This is a genomic window from Ruixingdingia sedimenti (genome assembly GCF_031432425.1).
Taxonomy (GTDB): Bacteria; Pseudomonadota; Alphaproteobacteria; order Rhodobacterales; family Rhodobacteraceae; genus Ruixingdingia; species Ruixingdingia sedimenti.
The window spans coordinates 81,668-104,510 of the sequence record NZ_JAVKPH010000006.1 but is presented as its reverse complement, the minus strand read 5'-3'; the positions used below and the strand labels follow the sequence as shown (position 1 = coordinate 104,510).

21 protein-coding genes are annotated in these 22,843 nt (G+C 68.6%); 12 read left to right on the top strand and 9 right to left on the bottom strand.

All coding sequences use genetic code 11. The annotated features are described in order from the left end of the window. Positions 1-3: 3 nt before the first annotated feature. The 4 genes from RGD00_RS07580 to RGD00_RS07565 form a co-directional block, all read right to left on the bottom strand. Positions 4-1,110 (bottom strand): aminodeoxychorismate synthase component I, encoded by a 1,107-nt coding sequence (locus RGD00_RS07580; RefSeq protein ID WP_310456705.1) that lies wholly within the window; start codon positions 1,108-1,110, stop codon positions 4-6. A gap of 67 nt (positions 1,111-1,177) precedes the next feature. Further along, positions 1,178-2,575: an FAD-binding oxidoreductase gene (locus tag RGD00_RS07575; RefSeq protein ID WP_310456704.1), complete on the bottom strand. Its 1,398-nt coding sequence runs from the start codon at positions 2,573-2,575 to the stop codon at positions 1,178-1,180. Further along, complete coding sequence (locus RGD00_RS07570; RefSeq protein ID WP_310456703.1) at positions 2,572-3,681, bottom strand: NAD(P)/FAD-dependent oxidoreductase; 1,110 nt, start codon at positions 3,679-3,681, stop codon at positions 2,572-2,574. Before RGD00_RS07570 ends, RGD00_RS07575 begins: the two co-directional genes overlap by 4 nt. Positions 3,682-3,691: 10 nt before the next feature. Then, entirely contained in the window at positions 3,692-4,408 is a 717-nt protein-coding gene (locus RGD00_RS07565; protein WP_310456702.1) for an ABC transporter ATP-binding protein, read from the bottom strand. Between the two features lie 213 nt (positions 4,409-4,621). On the opposite strand from RGD00_RS07565, the gene RGD00_RS07560 reads away from it, so the two are divergent. The 11 genes from RGD00_RS07560 (at position 4,622) to RGD00_RS07510 (ending at position 17,604) form a co-directional block, all read left to right on the top strand. Further along, complete coding sequence (locus RGD00_RS07560) at positions 4,622-5,824, top strand: ABC transporter substrate-binding protein (RefSeq protein WP_310456701.1); 1,203 nt, start codon at positions 4,622-4,624, stop codon at positions 5,822-5,824. A gap of 104 nt (positions 5,825-5,928) precedes the next feature. Continuing rightward, positions 5,929-6,687, top strand: coding sequence for an ABC transporter ATP-binding protein (locus tag RGD00_RS07555; protein ID WP_310456700.1), 759 nt, complete (start codon positions 5,929-5,931; stop codon positions 6,685-6,687). Between the two features lie 9 nt (positions 6,688-6,696). Then, positions 6,697-7,611 carry a branched-chain amino acid ABC transporter permease gene (locus RGD00_RS07550; RefSeq protein WP_310456699.1) on the top strand — a complete coding sequence of 305 codons (915 nt, stop codon included), beginning with the start codon at positions 6,697-6,699 and terminating at the stop codon, positions 7,609-7,611. Next, on the top strand, positions 7,611-8,693 hold the full coding sequence (locus tag RGD00_RS07545; RefSeq protein ID WP_310456698.1) for a branched-chain amino acid ABC transporter permease: 1,083 nt from the start codon (positions 7,611-7,613) through the stop codon (positions 8,691-8,693). Before RGD00_RS07550 ends, RGD00_RS07545 begins: the two co-directional genes overlap by 1 nt. Then, entirely contained in the window at positions 8,690-9,424 is a 735-nt protein-coding gene (locus tag RGD00_RS07540) for a GntR family transcriptional regulator (protein ID WP_310456697.1), read from the top strand. The genes RGD00_RS07545 and RGD00_RS07540 overlap by 4 nt, the downstream gene beginning before the upstream one ends. A gap of 7 nt (positions 9,425-9,431) precedes the next feature. Continuing rightward, on the top strand, positions 9,432-11,462 hold the full coding sequence (locus tag RGD00_RS07535) for a hydantoinase/oxoprolinase family protein (protein ID WP_310456696.1): 2,031 nt from the start codon (positions 9,432-9,434) through the stop codon (positions 11,460-11,462). 12 nt (positions 11,463-11,474) lie between these two features. Further along, the gene (locus RGD00_RS07530) at positions 11,475-13,172 is read left to right on the top strand and encodes a hydantoinase B/oxoprolinase family protein (RefSeq protein ID WP_310456695.1); all 1,698 of its coding nucleotides are present in this window, start codon (positions 11,475-11,477) and stop codon (positions 13,170-13,172) included. A gap of 3 nt (positions 13,173-13,175) precedes the next feature. After that, on the top strand, positions 13,176-13,367 hold the full coding sequence (locus tag RGD00_RS07525) for a hypothetical protein (protein WP_310456694.1): 192 nt from the start codon (positions 13,176-13,178) through the stop codon (positions 13,365-13,367). A gap of 67 nt (positions 13,368-13,434) precedes the next feature. Continuing rightward, positions 13,435-14,730 carry a 4-aminobutyrate--2-oxoglutarate transaminase gene (gene gabT, locus RGD00_RS07520; protein WP_310456693.1) on the top strand — a complete coding sequence of 432 codons (1,296 nt, stop codon included), beginning with the start codon at positions 13,435-13,437 and terminating at the stop codon, positions 14,728-14,730. 16 nt (positions 14,731-14,746) lie between these two features. Beyond that, entirely contained in the window at positions 14,747-16,180 is a 1,434-nt protein-coding gene (locus tag RGD00_RS07515) for an NAD-dependent succinate-semialdehyde dehydrogenase (protein WP_310456797.1), read from the top strand. Between the two features lie 20 nt (positions 16,181-16,200). Then, positions 16,201-17,604 (top strand): aminotransferase, encoded by a 1,404-nt coding sequence (locus RGD00_RS07510; RefSeq protein ID WP_310456692.1) that lies wholly within the window; start codon positions 16,201-16,203, stop codon positions 17,602-17,604. 78 nt (positions 17,605-17,682) lie between these two features. On the opposite strand, the gene RGD00_RS07505 is transcribed toward RGD00_RS07510, so the two are convergent. The 4 genes from RGD00_RS07505 to RGD00_RS07490 are packed head-to-tail and all read right to left on the bottom strand — an operon-like array spanning position 17,683 to position 21,322. Beyond that, positions 17,683-18,639 (bottom strand): VOC family protein, encoded by a 957-nt coding sequence (locus RGD00_RS07505; RefSeq protein ID WP_310456691.1) that lies wholly within the window; start codon positions 18,637-18,639, stop codon positions 17,683-17,685. Between the two features lie 3 nt (positions 18,640-18,642). Then, complete coding sequence (locus tag RGD00_RS07500) at positions 18,643-19,956, bottom strand: molybdopterin cofactor-binding domain-containing protein (protein WP_310456690.1); 1,314 nt, start codon at positions 19,954-19,956, stop codon at positions 18,643-18,645. Next, positions 19,953-20,414: a (2Fe-2S)-binding protein gene (locus tag RGD00_RS07495; RefSeq protein WP_310456796.1), complete on the bottom strand. Its 462-nt coding sequence runs from the start codon at positions 20,412-20,414 to the stop codon at positions 19,953-19,955. Before RGD00_RS07495 ends, RGD00_RS07500 begins: the two co-directional genes overlap by 4 nt. Positions 20,415-20,416: 2 nt before the next feature. Beyond that, complete coding sequence (locus tag RGD00_RS07490) at positions 20,417-21,322, bottom strand: FAD binding domain-containing protein (RefSeq protein WP_310456689.1); 906 nt, start codon at positions 21,320-21,322, stop codon at positions 20,417-20,419. Positions 21,323-21,827: 505 nt separating this feature from the next. On the opposite strand from RGD00_RS07490, the gene RGD00_RS07485 reads away from it, so the two are divergent. Beyond that, positions 21,828-22,397, top strand: coding sequence for an FAD synthetase family protein (locus RGD00_RS07485; RefSeq protein ID WP_310456688.1), 570 nt, complete (start codon positions 21,828-21,830; stop codon positions 22,395-22,397). 3 nt (positions 22,398-22,400) lie between these two features. Here the strand turns inward: RGD00_RS07485 and RGD00_RS07480 are convergent, their stop codons facing one another. Next, a complete protein-coding gene (locus tag RGD00_RS07480; RefSeq protein WP_310456687.1) occupies positions 22,401-22,841 on the bottom strand; it encodes a cupin domain-containing protein in 441 nt (146 codons plus the stop codon). Between the last annotated feature and the right edge of the window lie 2 nt (positions 22,842-22,843).

The window sequence follows — 22,843 nt, the reverse complement described above, 5'->3', positions numbered from 1 at the left end:
CACCTATCCCAACACCGCGAAGCGCGCCTTCCACAGCGCCTCGTCATATTCCCCTTCGGCGGTGGAATCCGCCACCACGCCGCCGCCCACATTCAACACCGCCCGCCCGCCCGGAAACAACGTCAAGGTGCGGATCGCCACGTTGAAGGCCGCCCGCCCGCCCGGCCCGGCCCATCCCACCGCGCCGCAATAGACACCGCGGGGGGCGGGTTCCAGTTCGTGGATGACCTCCATCGCGCGGATCTTGGGGGCGCCGGTGATGGACCCGCAAGGAAAGATCGCCCGCAGGATCGCCGCCAGTCCCGTGCCCGGCACCACCTGCCCGGTGACGGTCGACACCATCTGATGCACGGTGGCATAGGTCTCGACCGCGAACAGCTCCGGCACCCGGACCGAGCCCACCCGGCAAAAACGCGAAATGTCGTTGCGCATCAGGTCCACGATCATCAGGTTTTCCGCCCGGTCCTTGGTGCTGGCGGCCAGTTCGGCGGCCAGCGCCGCATCCGCCGCCGGACTTGCCGCGCGGGGGCGGGTGCCCTTCATCGGGCGCACGGTGATCTGCCCGCCATCAAGCGCGAAGAACAGTTCGGGCGACATCGACACCACCGCCGGCGCGTCCGGCAGCGCCACCAGCGCGCCATGCGGCACCGGCTGACGCGCGCGCAGCGCGGCATAAAGCGCGGCGGGCGCCCCCGCATACCGGGCCTGCATCGGGAAGGTCAGGTTGACCTGATAGATGTCGCCCGCGCGGATGTAGTCCAACACCCGCGCCATCGCCGCGGCGTGATCGGCCCGGCGGACCAGCGGCTCGGGCACGGAAAGGGTGGCGCCCCCCGCATCCAGCCGCGGCGCAGGCAGCGGCGCGTCATAGACGCCGAACAGCGCCAGCGGCACCGCCCGCACGCCGGGCAGCAGGGGGGCAAGGCGGGGCTCCCACAGCAGACCGGCCTCGTAGCTGAGGTACCCCGCGACCCACAGCCCCCGGGCCAGCGCGTCTTCCACCGCCGCCAGCGCCCCGGGCAGGTCGCCCGGCGCATCGGCGCGGATCACGCGGCGTGGCGTGTCGAACAGCGCGGGGGCCCCGCCGGGGCCGTTCTCGATCAGGATCATGCCGCCTTCCCCGCCCACCCGGGCCTTCCCCGCACGGGATAGCGCCACCCGCCCCGTGGGGGCAAGCTCAGACCAGCTTGTCGGGGTTCATCCGCCCCTCGGGGTCCAATGCATGGCGGATGGCGCGCATCATGTCGCGTTCGGCCCCCGGGCGCAGCCGGTCCGCCAGCGCGATCTTGGACTGGCCGAGCCCGTGTTCGGCCGAAAACGTGCCGCCGCAGTCCACAGCCAGATCGTAGACCGCATCCGACAGCGCCCCCGCCAGCCCGCCGAAATCCGCCCGCCCTTCTGGCGGGGAAAGGTTGAAATGCACGTTGCCGTCGCCCAGATGGCCGAACGGGTTCACCCGCACGCCGGGCAGGATGTCCGCCGCCGCCGCACCGGCCCGCGCCACGAATTCGGGCAGGCGGCCGACCGGCACCGCCACGTCATGCTTGATCTGCGCGCCCTCGCGCCGCTGGCCTTCGGGCAGTTCCTCGCGCAGTTGCCAGATCGCCGCGCGCTGCGCCCCGGTGGCGGCGACCACGCCATCGGTCACGCTGCCCTCTTCCAGCAGGTCGGCCAGCGCGGCTTCCAGCAGTTCCTCCAGCCCCATGCCGGGGATCGAGGTGGCGAGTTCCACCAGCAGATAGACCGGCCCCCGCGTTTCCACCGGCCGCGGCAGGGGCACATGGCGCAGCAGCAGCGCCAGCCCCAGTTCGGGAAAGAATTCCAGCGCCGACAGAAACTCGCCCGTCCGCCGCCGCAGGAAGGCCCCCGCCTGCACCGCCGCCGCCAGATCGGGCAGCGTCAGCAGCGCGGTCGCCTGCGCCACCGGGGCGGGGCGGGTGCGCAGGACGGCGCGGGTGATCACGCCCAACGTGCCCTCGGCCCCGCAGAAAAGCCGCCGCAACTGATAACCCGCGTTGTCCTTGATCAGCGCGCGCAGGCCATCCCAGACCCGGCCATCGGGCAGCACGGCCTCCAGCCCCAGAACCTGCGCCTCCATCATCCCGTGGGCCATCGCATGGCTGCCGCCCGCGTTGGTGGCGATCAGCCCGCCGATCCGGGCCGACCCTTCGGACCCCAGATGCAGCGGCAGGGTCAGGCCCTGTTCGCCCAATGCCTCGTGCAGCGCGGCCAGCACCACGCCCGCCTCCACCGTCACGGTATATTCCACCGGGTCGATGGCAAGGATCCGGGTCATCCGCGCCAGCGACAGGATGATGCCCTGCGCCCCCGCCGACAGCACCGCCCCGCCGTTCAGCCCGGTATTGCCGCCCTGCGGGGTGACGGCGAGCCCCTGTTCGGCGCAAAGCCGCATCACCGCCGCCACCTGACCGGTATCGCGCGGCAGGGCGACGCCAAGGGGGGCCGCGCCGTAACGGTCCAGCCAGTCGCGGGTGAAACCGGCGGCGTCCGCGCCCTCGCGCCAGCCGGCGGGGCCCAGAAGGGCGCGGAAAGGGGCGGGGTCGGGCATCGTCATTCCAATCCTTCGGCAACCATTTCGGCGATGGCCAGCGCCGAGGTCAGCCCCGGGCTTTCGATGCCGAACAGGTTCACCAGCCCCGCTATGCCATGCCGCGCGGGCCCGTCGATACGGAAATCCGCCGCAGGCTCGCCCGGGCCGGACAGTTTGGGCCGGATCCCGCTATAGGTCGGTTCCAGCACGCCTGCGGGCAGGCCGGGCCAATAGCGGCGGATCTCTGATTCAAAATGCGCGCGCCGGGCGCCGTTGACGCGATAGTCGATGGTGTCGATCCAGTCCACATCGGGGCCGAACCGCATGCCCCCGCCCAGATCCAGCGTCAGGTGGACACCCAACCCCCCGGGTTCGGGCACCGGATAGATCAGATGCGAAAACGCGGGCCGCCCCGGCAGGCTGTAGTAATTGCCGCGCGCGAACCGCGTCACCGGCACATGCGCGGGGTCCAGCCCCGCGATCCGCCGCGCGAGGTCGGATGCCCAGAGCCCCGCCGCATTCACCAGACAGCGCGCGCCGATGGCAAAGCGTTCGCCCCCCGCCGCATCCTCGGTTTCCACCTCGAACCCGCCGGGCACCACGCGGGCGGCGGCCACCGCGGTGTTGAGGCCCAGCATCGCGCCCCCGGCCTCTGCCTGCCCCAGCAGCGACAGCATCAGCGCGTGGCTGTCCACGATCCCGGTCGAGGGCGACAGCAGCGCCGCGGTGCAGGCAAGCGCCGGTTCCATCGCCCGCGCCTCTGCCGCGCCGATCAGCCGCAGGTCCGTAACCCCGTTCGCCGCCGCCTGCGCGCGGATCCCTTCCAGCGCGGCGATCTGGTCATCGGCCGTCGCCACGATCAGCTTGCCGCAGCGGCGGTGCGGCACCCCGTGTTCGGCAGCATAGGCATAAAGCAGATCGCGCCCCCGCACGCAGAGCCGCGCCTTGAGGCTGCCCGGGGCATAGTAGATCCCGGCATGGATGACCTCTGAATTGCGCGACGAGGTTTCCGTGCCGAAGGCCGGCGCGCGGTCGAGGATCAGGACCTCGCGCCCCTTCGCGGCAAGGGCGCGCGCGATGGCCAGCCCCACGACGCCCGCCCCGGCGATGATGCAATCCACCCTGTCCATGGCCGTGCCGTCAGGCCCTGGCGTAGCCGAAATAGGCGTCTTCCAGCGCGCGGTCGCCGCCGATCTCGTCCACCTTGCCCGACAGCACCACACGGCCGTTGCGCAGCACATAGACCCGGTGCGCCAGATCGAGGATGCGCGCGGTCGATTGTTCCACGATCAGCAGGGTCATCCCCGACTCGCGGTTCAACCCCCGCAGGCTTTCATACACCTGGTCGATCACCAAGGGCGCAAGGCCGAGCGAGGGTTCGTCGATCATGATCAGCGTCGGTTGTTGCAGGATCGCGCGGGCGATGGCCAGCTGTTGCTGTTCGCCCCCCGAAAGGTGCCCCGCCACGCCCTTGAACCGCGCGCGCAGGATCGGAAAGATTTCCAGCACCCGTTCCAGATCGCCCGCCACCAGATCGCGGTCGGCGCGCCCCATGCTGCCGAGGGCGAGGTTTTCCTCGACCGTCAGGGTGCGGAAGATGCTGCGCCCCTCCGGCACCAGCACCAGCCCCTCGCGGCACAGCCGTTCCGGCGCCTGGCCGTTGATGCGTGTGCCCTGAAAGCTGATCGTGCCCGCAAAGGGCGATTGCAGCCCCGCGACGGTCTTGAGCAACGTCGACTTGCCCGCCCCGTTGGGGCCGACGACAAAGACGATCTCGCCCTTTTCCACGGTCAGGTCCACGCCGTCGAGCGCGGTCAGCCGCCCGTATCCGGCCTTCAGCCCCTCCACCTTCAGCATCGCATCCCCCTGTTGTCGCCGCCTCTGCCGCGGCCCCCCGGTTCCGGTGTTGTCCTATGGATAGCGCCAAATCTGTCCACAGTCCACAAACCACTGAGGACTATTTTTGCGATTTTCGGTTGACAGAATCTCCGCCCGGCGTCTTTCTTCTGTCCACAGTCCACGATTCAACGTGGCCCGATCAATCCCGATCCAACAGGAGTAACCAGAATCATGCACGCGACGATCAAGCTGGGTGCCGCGCTTGCCCTTGCGGCAGGTGTTCTGCCTGCGGCGCAGGCACAGGCCGCCGACCCGATCAGGATCGGCTTCGCCATCGCCGAATCGGGCTGGCTGTCGAACTACGATCTGGCGCCCCTGCGCGCCGCGATCACCAAGATAGACGAAATCAACGCCGCCGGCGGGCTTCTGGGCCGGCAGATCGAATACACGATCGCCGACACCAAGACCGAACAGGAACGTTCGGCCTCGATCGGGGCGGAAATGGTGTCGAACGGCGTCGACATGCTGGTCGTGTCCTGCGACTACGACTTCGGCGCGCCGGCGGCGCTGGCCGCGAACTCTGCCGGGATCATCACCATGAGCCTTTGCGCGGGCGATCCCAAGATGGGCGTGCAGGGCGTGGGCCCCTATGCCTTCACCGCCAACAGCGCCGCACAGTCCGAGGGCATCGCGATGGCGGAATATGCCCAGACCAAGATGGGCCTCAAGACCGCCTATATCCTTGAAGACGTAATCATCGAATACAACAAGTCGGCCTGCGCCGGTTTCCGCACCGCGTGGAAGGCGGGCGGCGGCGAGGATTCCATCGTGGGCGAGGACACGTTCCGCAACGAGGACCCGTCCATCGCCGCGCAGATCACCCGCATCAAGGCCCTGCCGACGCCCCCCGATGCGATCTACATCTGTTCGGTCACGCCGGGCGGCGCCTCGGCCGTGCGGCAGCTGCGCGCGGCGGGCATCGACACGCCGATCCTGGCCGACACCGCGATGGTGGACAACTACTGGCTGAACGCCGTGCCGGGGCTGAAGGATTTCTACCTGCCGGGCTTCATGTCGCTCTATGGCGACGATCCGCGGCCGGAAATGAACGCCTTCCTCGATGCCTTCAAGGCGCGCTGGAACGAACCGCCCGTATCCTCCTACGCCGTTCTGGGCTACAGCCTGATCGAATCCTGGGCGCGCGGCGTGGAAAAGGCGGGCACCGTGGACTCGGATGCCGTGCTGGCCGAGATGAACCAGTTCAAGGACGAACCCTTCACCGCCGGTCCCACCACCTTCACCGACCAGATGCATATCCAGGTCGACCGTCCGTGGCTGATCATGAAGGTGGAAAACGACAGCTTCCGCGCGGTGGAACTGTTCCGCAACACCATCGTGCCGGACATGCAGCTGCTGTTCCGCGTCGGGCAGTGACCTGACGCCGGGCGCGCGCCGCCACGGGGGCGCGCGCCGATCCGAACGGCCCCCCGCGCCCGCGATCCGGGCGCGCAGGCCCCGCACATCCCCGGAAGGCAGCGATGACCGGCAAGACCCAACAGGTGCTGGAGGCGCACAACGTCCATGTGGCCTTCGGCGGCATCCATGCGCTGAGCGGCGTGGACATGCGGCTCGACCAGGGCACCGTCCTTGGCCTGATCGGCCCCAACGGCGCGGGCAAGACCACCATGGTCAACGTGCTGTCGGGGTTCCAGAAACCCACGCGCGGGTCCGTCGTGCTGAACGGGCAGGACGTGTCCGCCCTCGGCCCGCAGCGGCTGGCGCGGGCGGGGGTGGGGCGGTCGTTCCAGGCGGCGCGGCTGTTCCGCGACATGACGGTGGAACAGAACCTGACCGTCGCGGGCATCGGCACCGGGCGGGGCGGGCGGGCCGCGGCGCGGGCGGCGGCAGAGGTGCTGGACTGGATGGGCCTGACCCGCGTGGCCGAAAAACGCTGCGACGCGCTGTCCTATGGCGACGAACGCCGCGTATCCATCGCCCGCGCGCTGGCGCTGCATCCGGCCTTCGTGCTGCTGGACGAACCCGCATCGGGGATGAACGACGCCGAATGCGACGCGCTGATGCATACCATCGCGCATATCCCCGAACGGTTCGGCTGCGGCGTGCTGCTGATCGAACACAACATGAAGGTCATCATGGGCGTCTGCCAGCGCATCCATGTGCTCGACGGCGGCCGGAGCCTGGCCGAGGGCACGCCGGGCGAGGTGCAGAACGACCCCGACGTGCGCCGCGCCTATCTGGGCAAAAAGGCCGCCGCCGAAGCCCATCACCTGATCTGAGGCCCCCGCATGTCGAACCTTGTGCAGATCCTCGTCGACGCGATTTCCCTCGGCAGTCTCTACGCGCTGGTGGCGCTGGCCATCGGGCTGGTGTTCGGGGTGATGAAGCTGATCAACTTCGCGCAGGCCGACTATATCACCATCGGCGCCTATGCGCTGGTCGTGCCTTCGGCCAGCGTGTCGCCCGCATTGTTCATCGGCGGATGGCCGGTGGTGTTCATGGTGGCGGGCGTGCTGGCGGTGGTGACGGTGCTGGCGCTGCTGACCGAACGCATCGCCTTTCGCCCGATGCGCAATTCCAACCCCGCGACGCTGCTGATTTCCTCCTTTGCGGTCAGCTATTTCCTGCAACATCTGGTGATCCTGGTGCATACCGGGCGGCCCAAGTCGGTGGGCGTCGGCAACAGCCTGTCGGCGGCGGTGGAGATCGCGGGCATCCGCCTGCCGGGCAACCAGATCCTGACGATGGTGGTGGCGGCGGTGATGCTGGTGGGGCTGGTGATCTTTCTGAAAAAGACGCCGATGGGCATCCAGATGCGCGCCGCGGCGGAAAATTTCCAGATGGCCCGGCTGATGGGCGTCAGGGCCAATCGGGTGATCGCGGTGGCCTTCGTCATCAGCGGGGTGATGGCGGCGGCGGTATCGCTGCTGCTGGTGGTGCAGACCGGCACGCTCGATGTGCGCATGGGGCTGATGCCGGTGATCTTCGCCTTCTTCGCCACGGTGATCGGCGGCATGGGATCGCTGCCCGGCGCGGCGCTCGGCGGGTTCATCGTCGGCTTCATCAGCGTGATGTTGCAAGCCTTCCTGCCCGCCGACCTGCGCCCCTTCCGCGATGCGGGGGTGTTCCTTCTCGTGATCCTGATCCTTCTGGTCCGCCCGCAGGGGCTGATCGTCGACCGTGCCGCAAGGGAGCGTGTGTGATGCCCGACAAGCCCATGACCCCCGCCGCGCGGCTGGCGAAATACTGGTTCCCCGTGCTGGCGCTGATCCTGCCGCTGCTGGCGGTGGTGGTGGTGGCCGACCTGTTCGGATCGGTGATGCTGCAACGCACGGTGACAGAGGCGCTGATCCGCGTCGTCGTGGTGGTGGGGATCTACATCTTCGTCGGCAATTCGGGAATCATTTCCTTCGGGTCCGTCACCTTCATGGCGATCGCGGCCTATGCCACCGGCTGGCAGACCTGCTGTTCGATGCTGAAACCCATCACCATGCCGGGCTTGCCGGAATTCCTGCGCGACGCCACCTATCCGCTGTTCCCTGCGGCGCTGACCTCTGTCGCGCTGGCGGCGCTGGTGGCCTTCGTCACCGGGCTGGTGCTGATGCGGATGGGGGGGCTGGCGGCGTCGATTTCCACGCTGGCGGTGCTGTTCATCATCAACGTCGTCTATTCCAACTGGGAAAGCGTGACGATGGGCACCGCATCCATGGTCGGCCTGCCGCGCTATGTCACCGCGTGGATCGCGCTCGGCGCGGCGGTGGTGGCGATCGTGGTGGCCTGGGTCTACCAGAAATCCCCGCTCGGCCTTGCGATCCGCGCCACGCGCGCCGATGAGGTCGCGGCGCAGGCCTGCGGGGTGTCTCTCTACTGGCCGCGGCTGCTGGCCTTCACGCTGTCGGGCGCAGTGATGGGCCTGGGGGGCGTACTGACGGCGCATTTCCTCGGCACCGTTTCCATCAACTTCTTCTTCCTCAAGCTCACCTTCCTGGCGCTTGCCATGCTGGTGGTGGGCGGCATGGGCAGCCTTGCGGGCGCGGTCGTCGGCGTCGCGGCGGTCAGCATCATCATCGACGTGTTCCGCCGGATGGAGGCGGGGGTGAGCCTTGGCGGCACCACGCTGGCCCTGCCCGCGGGCACGCAGGAACTGGTGCTGGCGGTGGTGATGCTGGCGATCCTCATCTTCCGCAAGGACGGCATCATGGGCGGGCAAGAGTTCCATTGGCGCGGTTTCAGGGGCAAGAAAGCCGCCATCGACACCAGCCTTGCAGGAGAAGGCCCCAAATGACCCAGCCCTTCGTGCCCGACACGCGCGGACAATCCGAATTCGGGGATGCCCGGCTCGACAACCGGATGCTGTCCGATCAGGTGGTGGCCTTCCTGATCCGGGAAATCACCTTCGGCAGCCTGCGGCAGGGCCAGCGCATCAACGAGGCGGAGCTTGCCCGCCATCTGGGCATCAGCCGCAACCCGATCCGCGAGGCGGTACGGCGGCTGGAAGAACGCGGGATGCTGGTATCCGCCCCCCGGCGCGGCACCTTCGTGCGCAGCTTCACCAAGAAGGACATCGACGACATCTTTTCCTTCCGCCTGCTGGTGGAAAACTTCGCGCTGGAACAGGGCCTGCCGCGGATGACCGACGCCGCGCTGGCCGAAATCACCGGCCATGCCGAGGCGATGGACACCGCGGCGGTGACGGGGGACGAACCCGCGCTGGTCGAACACGACCTCGCCTTCCACCAGTGCATCTGCAACCTGTCGGACAACCACCAGACCCGGCATGCGTTCCAGAACATCCAGGCGGAACTGCAAATGCTGATCACCATGGCCGAACAGCGGTTCGAGACGCTGGAAGAGGCCGCCGCCGACCATTGGCCGGTGGTCGCGGCCATCGCCACCCGCGATTTTGCGCAGGCGTCGGCGGCACTGCGCGAACATATCAAGGATTCCTGGCGCCGCCTGGCAGAGGCCTATGACCGGCCCGACGGCGCCCCCCCACCCATCACGAAGCCGGACTGAAAGGAACATGGCTGTGAGCACCATCATCGGCATCGACATCGGCGGCACATTCACGGATTTCGTTTCCTACGATTCCGCGACCGGCCGGATCGAGAACTGGAAGAACCTCACCACCCCCGCAGAACCCATCGCCGGCGTGATGGAGGGGCTTGGCAGGATGGACAACCTCGGCGCGGTGACGAAGGCGCGGCTCGGCACCACCATCGCCACCAACGCGCTGCTGACCCGCCGCGGCGCCAAGGTCGCCTATGTGACCACCAAGGGTTTCCGCGACGTGCCCTTCATCCAGCGCGGCGACCGGCGCAGCCACTATGACATCACCTGGATCAAGACCCGCCCGCTGGTCGCCCGCGCCGACTGCCACGAGGTCGAGGAACGCCTGACCGCCAAGGGCGAGGTCTGGACCCCCCTGGACGAAGGCGCGGTGCGCGAACTGGCGGCCAAGATCCGCGCGGACGGCAGCATCGAGGCGGTGGCGATCTGCACGCTCTTTTCCTACATCGACCCCAGGCACGAACAGCGCATCCGCGACATCCTTGCCGCGGAACTGCCGGGGATGCCGATTTCCATTTCCTATGACGTCCTGCCCAAGTGGAAGGAATACGACCGCGCCTCGACCACCATCGCGGATGCCTATCTCAAGCCCATCGTGTCGGAAAACTTCCGCAAGATGCAGGCGCGCTTCGCCGAGGTCGGCGTGGGCGACAAGGTGGGGGTCATCAAGTCGAACGGGGGCGAGGCGACGCTGGCCGCCGCCGCCGACGCGCCGGTGCAGATGACGCTTTCGGGCCCCACCGGGGCGGTGGTCGCCACCCGCGTGATGTCGGAACTGACCGGCATCCGCAATCTGGTGGTGTTCGACATGGGCGGCACATCGACCGACTGTTCCACCGTGGTGGACAGCAAGGAACATGTGACGACGAATTTCGAGATCGAATGGGGCATCCCCATCCAGATCCCGATGATCGACATCCACACCATCGGCGCGGGCGGCGGGTCCATCGCCTGGATCGACAAGGGCGGCATGCTGCGCATGGGCCCGCAATCGGCCGGCGCCGACCCCGGCCCCGCCTGCTATGGCCGCGGCGGGCAGGATGCGACGGTGACGGATGCCAATGTCGTGCTCGGCCGGATCAGCCCCGGCAACTTCCTCGGCGGCAAGATGAGGCTGGATGCCGACGCCGCCCATGCCGCCGTCGCCCGCGTGGCGCAAAAACTGGGGATGGAGGTCGATGCCTGCGCCCATGCGATGGTGCAGATCGCCAACAACAACATGCTCGGCGCGCTGCGCGCGGTGCTGCTGCAACGCGGTCTCGACCCGCGCGACTTCACGCTGGTCGCATCCGGCGGGGCGGGGCCGGTGCATGTCTGCGACCTGATGGACATCGCCGGCATCCCGCAGGCCCTGGTGCCCAACTACCCGGGCCAGTTTTCCGCCTTCGGCTTCATCATGACCGACGCGCGCGTGGACCGGCACCGCACCGTGCAGCAGATTTCCAAGTTCTTCGACGGCGACCGCGCCACCAAGGCGATGACCGAACTGGTCGAGGGCGCCATCGAGGAACTGAAATCGCAGGGCTACACGCAGCGGATCGAACTGCACCGTTCCATCGAAGCCCGCTACATGGGCCAGAACCACGAACTGGAACTGTCCTTCCCGGGCAACGACTTCACCGAGGCGACCATCGCCGACATGTGGGACCGCTTCCATCAGGAACACCAGGCGCGGTTCGGCTTTTCCATCCCCGGCGAGACGATCGAGACCGTGAACCTCAAGGTCGTCGCGGTGGCGGTGGCCGACAAGCCCAAGATGCGCGAACTGCCGCTGACGCAGGGCGCACCCAGGGCGACCGGCACCCGCCGCGTGCGCTATGCCGACGGCTGGCACGAGGTGCCCGTCTACGACCGGGAAACGCTGGCGCAGAACGACCGCATCGCAGGCCCGGCGGTGATCGAGGAAAGCGCCTCTGTCACCATCCTGCAACCCGCGCAGACGCTGGCCGTGGACCGGCTCGGCAACCTCATCATCTCTGCCTGAGGAGGTATTCAGATGGATTTCGTGACGATGAACATCCTCGACTCGGCGATGGTTTCCATCTGCCGGGAAATGGGGATCACGCTGATGAAGACCTCGTATTCCACGATCTTCAACGAGGCGCTGGATTTCACCTGCGGGCTGACGGACATGAAGGGCGACATGATCGCCGTGGCCGACTATTGCCCGGCGCAGATCGGGGGGATGCCGCTGCTGGTGAAATCCTGCCTCAAGGAAATCTCGCTCGCCGAACTGGAAGAAGGCGACATCATCCTGCACAACGACCCCTACCGGGGCGGGCTGCACACGCCTGAACACACCTTCTTCAAGCCGATCTTCGTGGATGGCGAGATCATGGGCTTTGCCGTCGCCATCGGCCATATCGCAGAGGTGGGGGGCATGGCTCCCGGCGGCTTCTGCGGCGAGGCGACAGAGATCTTTCAGGAAGGCATCCGCATTCCGCCCGTCAAGATCGTCAAGGGCGGCAAGGACAATATCGAGGTCTGGAAGCTTCTGCTGGCCAACGTCCGCACGCCGCGGGTGAACTATGGCGACCTCAAGGCGCTGATCGCCGCGGTGGATCTGGGCGAGAAACAGATGCGCGGCATCTACCAGAAATACGGCAAGGAAAAGATCCGCGAGACGGTGGCGGATCTGCTGCTTTATTCCGAACGCCGGATGCGGGCGGAACTAGAGGCGATCCCGGACGGGATCTATACCTTCCACGACCATCTGGAAAGCGACGGGATCGACGCCGAACGCCACTACCGGATCCAGGTCGAGGTGCACAAGAAGGGCGGGTCCTTCATCGTGGATTATCACGGCTCGTCCCCGCAGGCGGCGGGGCCGATCAACGCGACATTGGGCGTGGCGACCTCTGCGGCCTACAACGCCGTGCTGCACATGACCGACCCGTCGATCCCGCGCAATTCGGGCTGTTTCCGCCCGATCGAGGTGATGGCGCCCCCGGGCAGCATCGTGAACGTCGATTTCCCCGCGCCTTCCGTGGGCGGCAACACCGAAACCCACCCCCGCATCGTCGGCACCATCCTGGGCGCGATGGCCAAGGCGCTGCCCGACCGGGTGATGGCGGCCGAAGGGGCGACGCACTGCAACTTCGTCTTCGGCGGCGTGGATGCCGACACGGGCGAATATTTCGCCTGCTACGATCTGGAGGCCGTGGGCTGGGGCGGGCGCGCCTTTGCTGACGGCAACGACGCGGTGGATTCGATCAACGGCAACTGCCGCATCACCCCGGTCGAGGTCTACGAGACCCGCTTTCCCTGGCTGATCGAAAGCCTCGCCTTCAACACCGACAGCTGCGGCGCGGGCGAATACCGGGGCGGCGTGGGCTATACCAAGCAGATGCTGTGCCTCAACGACGTGATCACCTGTTCGCAGATGACCGACCGCCACCTGCTGGCCCCCTGGGGCCTCGATGGCGGAACCGAGGGCGGCTGCGGCGCGACGCTGGTGAAGAAGTCGGGCCGCAACGACTGGCAGACCATGCGCGAGGCTTACGGCAAGCCCTCGACCAGCCGCTATTCCAACGTCGCCATCCGCAAGGGCGACCGCGTGCAACTGGTGACGCCGGGGGGCGGCGGCTATGGCGACCCGGCGAAACGTGACCCCGAAGCCGTCGCCCGCGACCTGCGCGAGGGCTATATCTCTGCCGCCGCGGCGGCGAAACACTACGGCCATCAGGAGGGCTGAGCGATGAAGTTTTCCGCGAACGGTTTCTACATCGAAAGCTACAGCAAATGCCCGAACTGCGGCGTGCTGATGTATGAAAACTCGGCAGAGGACCGGGCGAAACAGGTCCGGCACGAGGGCAAGACCTATTGCTCGCAACGCTGCGTGGACTGGACGCTCGACCGCGAGGCGCGCCGCGCCACGCAGGCCGGATGACCCACGCGCCCGCGCCCCACCCGGCGCGGGCATCCCCTGCCCCTGCCTGCACCCCCTGAGGTACGCCATGACCACCAATGCCGAAATGACCGAACGCCGCGTGGCGGCGATCCCCACGGGTCTGTCCCGTCACCTCGACGTCTTCATCGACCGCGCCGAAAACGCGGAACTGTGGGATATCGAGGGCAACCGCTATATCGACTTCGCCTCGGGCATCGCGGTGACGAACACCGGCCACCGCCACCCCAAGGTGCTGGCCGCGGTGCGCGAACAGCTGGATCAGGTGACGCATACCTCGTTCCAGACCACGCCTTATGCGAATTACGTGCAGGTCTGCGAACGGCTGAACCGGCTGGTGCCGGGCGATTTCCCGAAAAAGACCTATCTGGTGTCCACCGGGGCAGAGGCGATCGAAAACGCGGTCAAGATCGCCCGCGCCGCCACCGGGCGGTCGGCCTTCATCGCCTTTGCCGGCGCCTTCCACGGCCGCACGCTGATGGCCACCACGCTGACCGGCAAGACGGTGCCCTACAAGCACGGCTTCGGCCCGATGGTGCCCGACGTGTTCCACGTGCCCTTCCCCAATGCCTACCACGGCGTGACGGTGGATCAGTCGCTGGCCGCGCTGGATGTGCTGTTCAAGACCGACCTGCACCCGTCGCGCGTGGCCGGGATCGTGGTGGAACCCGTGCAGGGCGAGGGCGGCTTCAACCCCGCGCCGGCGGAATTCCTTCAGGCGCTGCGGCGGATCTGCGACGAACACGGCATCCTGCTGATCGTGGATGAAATCCAGACCGGCTTTGCCCGCACCGGCCAGATGTTCGCCATCGAACATGCCGGGATCGCCGCCGACCTGATGACGCTGGCCAAGGGTCTTGGCGGCGGGTTTCCCATCGCCGCCGTCACCGGGCGGCTGGACGTGATGGAAAAAATCCCCGCCGCGGGTGTGGGCGGCACCTTCGCGGGCAGCCCCCTGTCCTGCGCGGCGGCGCTGGCGGTGCTGGACGTGATCGAGGAAGAGGGGCTGGTGGCCCGCGCCGCGCAGATCGGGGAAAGGCTGACGGAAACCCTGCGCGGCTGGCAACGGTCGAACGCCTTCGCCTGCGTGGGCGATGTGCGCAGCCTGGGGTCCATGGTGGCGATGGAACTGTCGCACGACCGCGACCCGAAACGGCCGTGGCCGGAACTGACCAAGCTGCTGACCCAGAAGGCCGCGCAGCACGGGCTGGTGCTGCTGTCCTGCGGCACCTACGGCAACGTCATCCGCGTGCTGGCGCCGCTGACGATCCCGGACGAGATCCTGAACGAAGGCATCGCCGCGCTGGAACGTGCGCTGCGCGAGGCGCTGGATGAACTGGCCTGAGGCGGGGACCATGGGCATGCATTATCCCGACACCCGCCTGTTCATCGGCGGCACCTGGCGCGATGCCGCCGACGGCGCCACCATCCCGGTGATCGACCCGGCGACCGAGGAAACCATCGGCACCGTCGCCCATGCCCGCCAACCCGACCTCGACGCCGCGCTGGCCGCCGCCGAGGCCGGGTTCGCCGTCTGGCGGCGCATGTCGCCGCTGGACCGTTCGCGCCTGATGCGCCGCGCGGCGGATCTGCTGCGCGACCGGGTGGACCGGACGGCGTGGCTGATGACGCGCGAACAGGGCAAGCCGCTGGCCCAATCGCGGCTGGAGGTTCTGGCCGCCGCCGACATCATCGACTGGTTCGCAGAGGAAGGCCGGCGCACCTATGGCCAGGTCATCCCCGCCCGCGCCGAGGGCGTGATGCAGATCGCCGCGCGTTTCCCCGTCGGCCCGGTGGCGGCCTTCACGCCGTGGAACTTTCCCATCAACCAGGCGGTGCGCAAACTCGCCGCCGCGCTGGCGGCGGGCTGTTCCATCATCGTCAAGGCGCCCGAGGAAACCCCGGCCAGCCCCGCCGAACTGATCCGCGCCTTCGCCGATGCGGGCGTGCCTTCCGGGGTGGTGAACCTCGTCTACGGCGTGCCGGCCGAGATTTCGGAATACCTGATCGCCCATCCCGTCATCCGCAAGATCAGCTTCACCGGGTCCACCCCCGTGGGCAAGCTGCTGGCCGCGCTGGCCGGCCAGCACATGAAACGCGCAACGATGGAACTGGGCGGCCATGCGCCGGTGATCGTAGCCGCCGATGCCGATCTGGACCGCGCGATCCCGCAGATGGTGGGCCACAAGTTCCGCAACGCAGGCCAGGTCTGCGTGTCGCCCACCCGGTTTCTGGTGGAGGATGCGGTGGCCGACCGTTTCCTCGACGGTTTCGCCGCCGGGGCCGCGCAGGTGCGGGTGGGCAACGGGCTGGAAGACGGGGTGGACATGGGCCCGCTCGCCAATCCCCGTCGCATCCCCGCGTTGCAGGCACTGGTGGACGACGCCGTGGCGCAGGGCGCGCGGCTGGTCGCGGGCGGGCGGCGGATCGGCAACAAGGGCTGGTTTTATGAGCCCACGGTGCTGGCCGACGTGCCCGTTTCCGCCCGGATCATGAACGAGGAACCCTTCGGCCCCGTCGCCATCGTCAACCGCCACAGCGGGCTGGACGGGATGATCGCAGAGGCGAACCGCCTGCCCTTCGCCCTTGCCTCCTACGCATGGGCGCAAAGCCACGCCACCATCCAGCGCCTGACGACCGAGGTCGAGGCCGGGATGATCAGCGTCAACCACCTCGGCCTCGCCCTGCCCGAAGTGCCCTTTGGCGGCATCAAGGATTCGGGCTATGGCACCGAAGGCGGGTCGGAGGCGATCCTCGCCTATCTCGACACCCGTTTCGCCAGCATCAGCCGCTAGGGGCGGCCCCGGAGACCTTGATGAACACCCACCGCAACCTCACGCTCGACCAGATCGACCGGATGAGCCTTCTGCACCCCGTCACCTCGATCGCGGACCACGACCGCAACGGCCCGGTCATCTACGAGGCCGCGCAGGGCGCCCGGCTGCGCGACGCGGCGGGGCGCGAGCTGCTGGACATGGGCGCGGGGCTGTGGTGCGTGAACGTCGGCTATGGCCGGGCGGAACTGGCCGATGCCGGGGCGGCGGCGCTGAAGAACCTCAGCTATCAGCATCTTTTCGGCGGCGCGTCCTGCCCCGATACGATCCTGCTGGCCGACCGGCTGCTCGGCCTGTTCGCTGACCGGGCGGGGGCGGGGCATTTCGCGCGGGTGTTCTTCGGCACCTCGGGGTCGGATGCGAACGACACCGCGTTCAAGCTGGTGCGCTATTACAACAACCTGCGCGGGCGGCCCGAGAAAAAGAAGATCATCTCGCGCAGCGGCGCCTATCACGGGCTGACTGCGGCCAGCGGCAGCCTGACCGGCATTCCCGCCTATCACAAGGCCTTCGACCTGCCGCTGGACGGGGTGCTGCACACCGCCTGCCCGCACCACTACCGCTTCGCCCATGAGGGCGAGGACGAGGCCGCCTTCGCCGCCCGCATGGTCGCGGATCTGGAGGCGCTGATCGAACGCGAAGGCCCCGACACCATCGCCGCCTTCATCGCGGAACCCGTGATGGGCACCGGCGGCGTGTTCCTGCCGCCCGCCGATTATTTCGCCCGGGTGCAGCAGGTGCTGGACCGTCACGACATCCTGTTTGTCGTGGACGAGGTCATCACCGGCTTCGGCCGCACCGGGCAATGGTTCGGCACCGGCACCTATGGCCTGCGCCCCGACATCGTGTCGCTGGCCAAGGGGCTGACCTCGGCCTATTTCCCCATGTCGGCCTCGATGATCTCGGACCGGATCTGGCAGGTGCTGGCCGATACCTCGGATGCGACGGGGGCCTTCATGCATGGCTTCACCTATTCCGGCCATCCGGTGGGCAGCGCGATCGCGCTGGCGAACCTCGACCTGATCGAACGCGAGGGGCTGGTGGACAATGCCGCGCGGCTGGCGCCCCGGCTGCTGGCGGCGCTGCGCGACCGGATCGGGGACAACCCCTTCGTGGGCGACATCCGCGGCGTGGGGCTGATGGCGGGGGTGGAATTCGTGGCCGACCGCGCCACGCGCAAACCGTTCCGCGAGGGCACCGCGCCCCACCGGATCGTGTCGCGCCATGCCGCCGCGCAGGGCGTGCTGGCCCGCGCGCTGCCCTTCCTGCCGGTCAACGCCTTTTCCCCGCCGCTGTCGATCACCGCGGCGGAAATCGACGAGGCCGCCGACCGCTACGCCCGCGCGCTGGAAGCGGCGATGCCGGAACTGGCGGGCTGCGTGTAGGGCCTTCGGATCATAGCACGCCGCGCTGTCTGGCGAAGGCACGCGCCTTCGCCAGACAAAACGGAAAGGCTGACTGCCTCAGTCAAAAAACGACGGCGGGGGCGACATGCCCCATTGCGTCGTTTCCTCGACCGTGCCGCTGAAATAGACGGGCTTGTATTCGTCGTTCACCAGATCGGTGTCGGTGTAATGCTCCACCCGGTTCCCGAACGGGTCCAGCCAGTAGTCATAGATCAGCGACCCCAGATAGTGCCGCCCATAGCCGGCATCGAGGTTCCAGCCCTGATTGACCAGATGGTGGTGGCCGGTGGTCACGGCGTCCAGATCCAGCACCTCGTAGGACGAATGATGGCACCCTTCCAGATGCGACTGGTTGATGAGGATGATGTGGTGGTCCACGAACTCCGTCCCGCGGTCCAGCCGCAGGAAGGTGCCCGCCATCGTGTCGTCCTGCCCCGGCGTGCCGTGGCGGCCGCAGATATAGTCGGACGGCACCATGTTGAAATGCTTGCGGAACCACGCCACCTCCGACGGCGCGTCCTTCACCCGCAGCACGTAATGGCCGATGCGCAGGATCGGGGTGATTTCCTTCTTCTGCCGCACGGGGCGGTTCGGCCGCAGGTGCGAGCCGTAGAAGTTCAGCGGATAGATCCGCCGCGTCGGCAGTTCCGGCAGGGTGTCGGCGCCATGCTCGATCCAGACGGTATGCCCGTTCGGCGTGGTCAGCGTCACGCGCAGCCCGCCGCCGGGGTCGGTGATCTGGGTGATCGGGCTCGCCCCCGGGATCGCGGCGGCCTTTTCCAGTTCCGCCCGGTCGGCCACGGTGAAGGCCCCGCCGATGAAGCGGTTGGTTGCGCCCAACCGCGCGACATGGATGTGATGCGCGGGGCCGGTGCCGCGCATGTAGAGCGTGTCGCCCGTGCGGGCGGACCGCTTCATGCCGAAATCGACGAGGAAACGTTCCATCAGGTCGAGGTCCGTCACCTGATAGCAGGTATAGGCGAGATCCTCGATACGGATGCGGTTGTCTGTCATGGGCTACTCCCTTGGTTTCGGGGCGGAGAGGATGGGCGAAAGAACGCGGTCGGCGGTCATGGGCAGGTGCCCGGGGGCGATGCCGGTGGCATCGGCCAGCGCCGACAGGATCGCGGCCGCGGCGGCGGCGGTCACGGTTTCCGGGTCGGCAGGGGCGTGGCCGAGCCATTCGGCCTCGACCTCCGGCAGGCTGAAGGCATGGGCGAGGCGATAGTCCGCCAGCCCCCCGGCCAGCACCGCGCCGGTTTCGGGGTCGAGCGCCGCTTCCTCGCGCAGGGCATAGCCATGGGCGCGGGCGACGGCGGCGGGCAGCAGGCCCGCGGGGCCGGGGGCGGCATCCACGGCCACGGCAAGGCGCGTCAGGCTGACATGGCCGGTGTCGCGGTCGGCCATGACCTCTGCCAGCACGGCAGTGGCGGGATGGGCGATGACGGCGAACCCGGCGCCAAGCGTCAGGCGGCCTTCGTCATCCAGCGGCGCGCCGTTCAGCGGGCCCTGCCAGTGCTGCGCCACGGATTCCAGACAGGCCCGCGCCGGGCCATCGGGCAGGGTCTGGCGGCGCAGGTCCAGCGGATCGCGGCCCTGCGCGCGGGCCAGCGCCAGCAGCGCAAGTTCCAGCGCCGCGGCGGTTGCCGGGCAGGCGGCACCGGGGGCGGGCAGCAGGGTGGGGGGCGTGTCGGTCGCCACGATGTCCACCCGCGCGGACAGGGGAACCCCGGGCAGGCCGGGAAGGCAGGTGGGGGCCAGCGCCCGCGCATCCCCCACCGCCCCGGCGTTCAGCCGCGCCGCCAGATCCGCCGCGACAACGGCGCCATCGGGCCCGGCGGTCAGGCGGATGGTGGCCTGCCGGTCGGCGCCGGCGGGTTCGGCGGCAAGGCGGGCGGCCAGCGGCAGCGACAGGTGCAGGGGGCGACCCACGGCCCGGGCCAGCGCGGTTTCCAGCGCGGCGGGGGGCGTCAGGTCTGGCAGGTGGCGGCGCGCGGCGGTCACGCTGGCCACGGCATCGGCGCGCGCGGGCTGGCCCGTCTGCACGATGGAGGTCTGCACGGTGGAAAGGATACGGCCCGCGGCCGGGTCCACCACCGGCGGCCTGTGATCGTAAACGGGGGCCAGCGCCGCCAGCGCGGCCCGCGCGGCGGCGGCGGTTTCGGCGACCACGGCGGCGACGGGCGCCCCCGCATGGCCGGGCGCATCGGTCAGCGCCGGGCAGTCCGCCGCCCGCAGCACCGCCAGCACGCCGGGCATGGCCAGCGCGGCGGCGGTATCCAGCGCGGTCAGGCGGCCGGCGTGGGGGCTGAGAAGAACCGCCGCGTTCATGCCCCGCCCCCGGTCTGGATTTCCCCGGCAGCGGCAAGGATGGCCGCCACCTGCGGTACATAGCCCCCGCACCGGCACAGATTGCCCATCAGCGCCGCGCGCGCCTCGTCCTCGGTGATCCAGGGATTCACCCGCAGCGCCTGCGCCGCCGCGACCAGCACCCCGGGCGTGCAATGCGGGCAGGCATCCGCCCCGGCGGCGGCAAAGGCGCGGGCGACGGGCGAACCGGGCGGGGCCAGACCCTCTGCCGTTTCCACCGCCCTGCCCCGTGCGCGCCAAGCCAGCGTCAGCCCCGCCTCCACCGGCATGCCATCCACCAGCACCATCCCCGCCCCGCAGTCCCCGTCGCAGCAGGGCGCGGGCGGGACGTTCAGGCCCAGATCGTGCAGCAGTTCCGACAGCAGCCGGTGCGGCGGCACCTCCAGTTCCCGTTCCACCCCGTTCACGATGAACCGCATGGTCACAGCGCCTCCTGCGCGATTTCGGCGGCATCGTCGAAATGGTCGTGCCGGGCCTGCGCGCGGGCGTTCGCCTGCATCAGCGCATCGCGCAGCAACGCCCGCGCCTGCGCCCGGATCACCCCCGAAAGGGGCAGGCCCGTCAACGCCGCCTCTGCCGCCGCGGTGAACAGGTCCGGCGCGGGCAGTTCGCCCACCAGCATCGCCTCCGCCGCCGCGAAACGGCGGGGCATGGCGACACCGCCAAGAACCAGCGTCGCCTCGACGATCCGCTCGCGTTCCGTGCCGTAGATCACCGTGGCGGCGGCGGACAGCCTGCCCGGGTCGCCCGCACGGCGGCGGATGAGGTCGAGTTTCTTGAACGCGCTGCCCCCATCGGTGCCGGGGCCGGGGCAAAAGACCTCTGTCACGATCTCTGCCGGCGTCAGCGCGGTTGCGCCGGGGGCGCGGTAAAAGGCCGTCAGCGGCACCTGCCGGGTGCCCGAAGGCCCCGCCACCGTCAGTTCGCCCTTCATCGCCATCAGCGACACCGGCAGGTCATGATCGGCCCGCGCGGCGCAGAGGTTGCCGACCACCGTGCCCATGTTCGCCACATGCGGCGCGTCGAACTGTTCGACGGATTCGTGCACGGCGGCGAACCGCTTGCCCGTCCAGATATCGGGCAAAAGCCGCCCGGCGCGGATGCGGGCGCCGATGCGCAGGCCATAGCGCGGGTGGCCGTGAAAGGCGTCGAGCCCCGCGATCCGGTCCACCGACATCAGCCGCGCCGGGCCCTGCCCCGTGCGCCGCATGGCCCGCACCAGATCGACACCCCCCGCCACCGGCACCCAACCGGCGGCGGCCAGCGCCACGGCCTGCGTCAGGTCGGCCGGTTCGGCCCATTCGAACGGCGGCAGTTCAGATGCCATCGCGGTCCCTTTCCTGTCGTGCTGCGGTGGAAGGCGCGCGCGCCTGCGTGCCGGGGGAAACGTTAGCGGATGCCACCGCCCGCCGGAACCCGCCCGAGACACCGAGGCTGCGCATGGCCGGGGTCGGAGCGGTTCCATTGTCGCACAATGGCCGGGCCGGGCGGGACAAGGAAACGCACTGCGTTTCCCCCGCCCGTCGCGCGACCTTACCGCTGAAAACGGAGATCACAGGCACAAAGGGTAGGCCAGCGCCTGCCCCGGCGGGCGAGTAGCGCCCGCCATGGGCGGGGCGGGCGCTGGCCGGGGGCTTTGGGCCCCCGGCCGGGGCAACTCCACCTGCATCGCGGTGGCGAAGGCACGCGCCTTCGCCAGACAGACCGGCAGGGTCGATTGCCGATCCACACATGTCATATATCCCGCAGGTTATGCGACCCTGCCCATACCGCCATTTGACTTCATGCCCCGCCGCGCCGATCCTGCGGCCCTGGACATGAGGGCGATTCACATGGCAGCCACGATCCATTCCGCGCCGGTGCCGGGGCTCGGCGCGTCCGTCGTCACCATCGGCGCCTTCGACGGGGTGCATATGGGCCATCAGGCGCTGATCCGCAGCGTCATCGCATCGGGCCGCGCGCAGGGCCTGCCGGTGGTCGCCTGGACCTTCGATCCCCCGCCCAAGGTGTTCTTCGGCCGCGCGCCGCTGTTGATGTGCGCGCAGGAAAAGGTCGCCCGCATCGCCTCGCTCGGCGTCGATCACGTCATCCTGTCGCATTTCGACGGTGCCTTCCGCGCCCGCAGCGCCGAAAGCTTCATGGACGATCTTGCCGCCATGAACCCGGCCGAGGTCTGGGTCGGCGACGACTTCCGCTTCGGTGCGATGCAGCGGGGCGATGTGGACCTGCTGCGCAGCCGGTTCGCGGTGCGCCTGCTGACCCCGGTGATGTGCCGCAAGGGCCAGAGGATTTCCTCCAGCCGGATCCGGTCGCATTGGGAGAGGGGAGAGTTCCATCGGGTCCGCGAACTGGTGGGGTGGGAGGATTTCTATGTCCACCCGGCCTGGGAAACCGGGTGGTAGGGGTCAGTCCTGCTGCTGGCCGGCGATGAAGCCGCCGATGGTGGCATCGGTATGGAACACCGGCTTTTCGTAATAGTGCGGGCCGTCGTAAATCTCGATCAGCACCGATTTTTCATGCGCGATGGTCGGGCCGTGCGGGTGATCCTTGGGGTTCATGTAGAAGGTGCCGGGCTTCAGCCGCAGGCCGACATCGGTGTATTCGTAATCGCCCGACAGGCAGTACATGAACTGGTTCGACGCATGGGTATGCTTGACCGGGATATGCCCGCCCTTGTCGAATTCCAGAATGGCGATGGAGGCGCCGGTGGCCGGGTTCTTCCACAGGAAATACTGGCGCAGGCCGTATTCGGGGAAGTTCACCCACTTTTCGGGGTCGAGCTGGTCGGCATGGATCAGGATTTCCAGCGTCTCGGCCAGTTTCTTCGCTTCGGCTTCGGTGGTCATCG

Coding starts and splice junctions, on each gene's coding strand:
- RGD00_RS07545 (WP_310456698.1), top strand. CDS start 7,611: ATGCCCGACAAGCCCATGACCCCCGCCGCGCGGCTGGCGAAATACTGG.
- RGD00_RS07525 (WP_310456694.1), top strand. CDS start 13,176: ATGAAGTTTTCCGCGAACGGTTTCTACATCGAAAGCTACAGCAAATGC.
- RGD00_RS07505 (WP_310456691.1), bottom strand. CDS start 18,639: ATGACAGACAACCGCATCCGTATCGAGGATCTCGCCTATACCTGCTAT.
- RGD00_RS07485 (WP_310456688.1), top strand. CDS start 21,828: ATGGCAGCCACGATCCATTCCGCGCCGGTGCCGGGGCTCGGCGCGTCC.
- RGD00_RS07540 (WP_310456697.1), top strand. CDS start 8,690: ATGACCCAGCCCTTCGTGCCCGACACGCGCGGACAATCCGAATTCGGG.
- RGD00_RS07490 (WP_310456689.1), bottom strand. CDS start 21,322: ATGGCATCTGAACTGCCGCCGTTCGAATGGGCCGAACCGGCCGACCTG.
- RGD00_RS07510 (WP_310456692.1), top strand. CDS start 16,201: ATGAACACCCACCGCAACCTCACGCTCGACCAGATCGACCGGATGAGC.
- RGD00_RS07500 (WP_310456690.1), bottom strand. CDS start 19,956: ATGAACGCGGCGGTTCTTCTCAGCCCCCACGCCGGCCGCCTGACCGCG.
- RGD00_RS07580 (WP_310456705.1), bottom strand. CDS start 1,110: ATGATCCTGATCGAGAACGGCCCCGGCGGGGCCCCCGCGCTGTTCGAC.
- RGD00_RS07530 (WP_310456695.1), top strand. CDS start 11,475: ATGGATTTCGTGACGATGAACATCCTCGACTCGGCGATGGTTTCCATC.
- RGD00_RS07480 (WP_310456687.1), bottom strand. CDS start 22,841: ATGACCACCGAAGCCGAAGCGAAGAAACTGGCCGAGACGCTGGAAATC.
- RGD00_RS07565 (WP_310456702.1), bottom strand. CDS start 4,408: ATGCTGAAGGTGGAGGGGCTGAAGGCCGGATACGGGCGGCTGACCGCG.
- RGD00_RS07560 (WP_310456701.1), top strand. CDS start 4,622: ATGCACGCGACGATCAAGCTGGGTGCCGCGCTTGCCCTTGCGGCAGGT.
- RGD00_RS07515 (WP_310456797.1), top strand. CDS start 14,747: ATGCATTATCCCGACACCCGCCTGTTCATCGGCGGCACCTGGCGCGAT.
- RGD00_RS07570 (WP_310456703.1), bottom strand. CDS start 3,681: ATGGACAGGGTGGATTGCATCATCGCCGGGGCGGGCGTCGTGGGGCTG.
- RGD00_RS07575 (WP_310456704.1), bottom strand. CDS start 2,575: ATGACGATGCCCGACCCCGCCCCTTTCCGCGCCCTTCTGGGCCCCGCC.
- gabT (WP_310456693.1), top strand. CDS start 13,435: ATGACCACCAATGCCGAAATGACCGAACGCCGCGTGGCGGCGATCCCC.
- RGD00_RS07550 (WP_310456699.1), top strand. CDS start 6,697: ATGTCGAACCTTGTGCAGATCCTCGTCGACGCGATTTCCCTCGGCAGT.
- RGD00_RS07535 (WP_310456696.1), top strand. CDS start 9,432: ATGGCTGTGAGCACCATCATCGGCATCGACATCGGCGGCACATTCACG.
- RGD00_RS07555 (WP_310456700.1), top strand. CDS start 5,929: ATGACCGGCAAGACCCAACAGGTGCTGGAGGCGCACAACGTCCATGTG.
- RGD00_RS07495 (WP_310456796.1), bottom strand. CDS start 20,414: ATGCGGTTCATCGTGAACGGGGTGGAACGGGAACTGGAGGTGCCGCCG.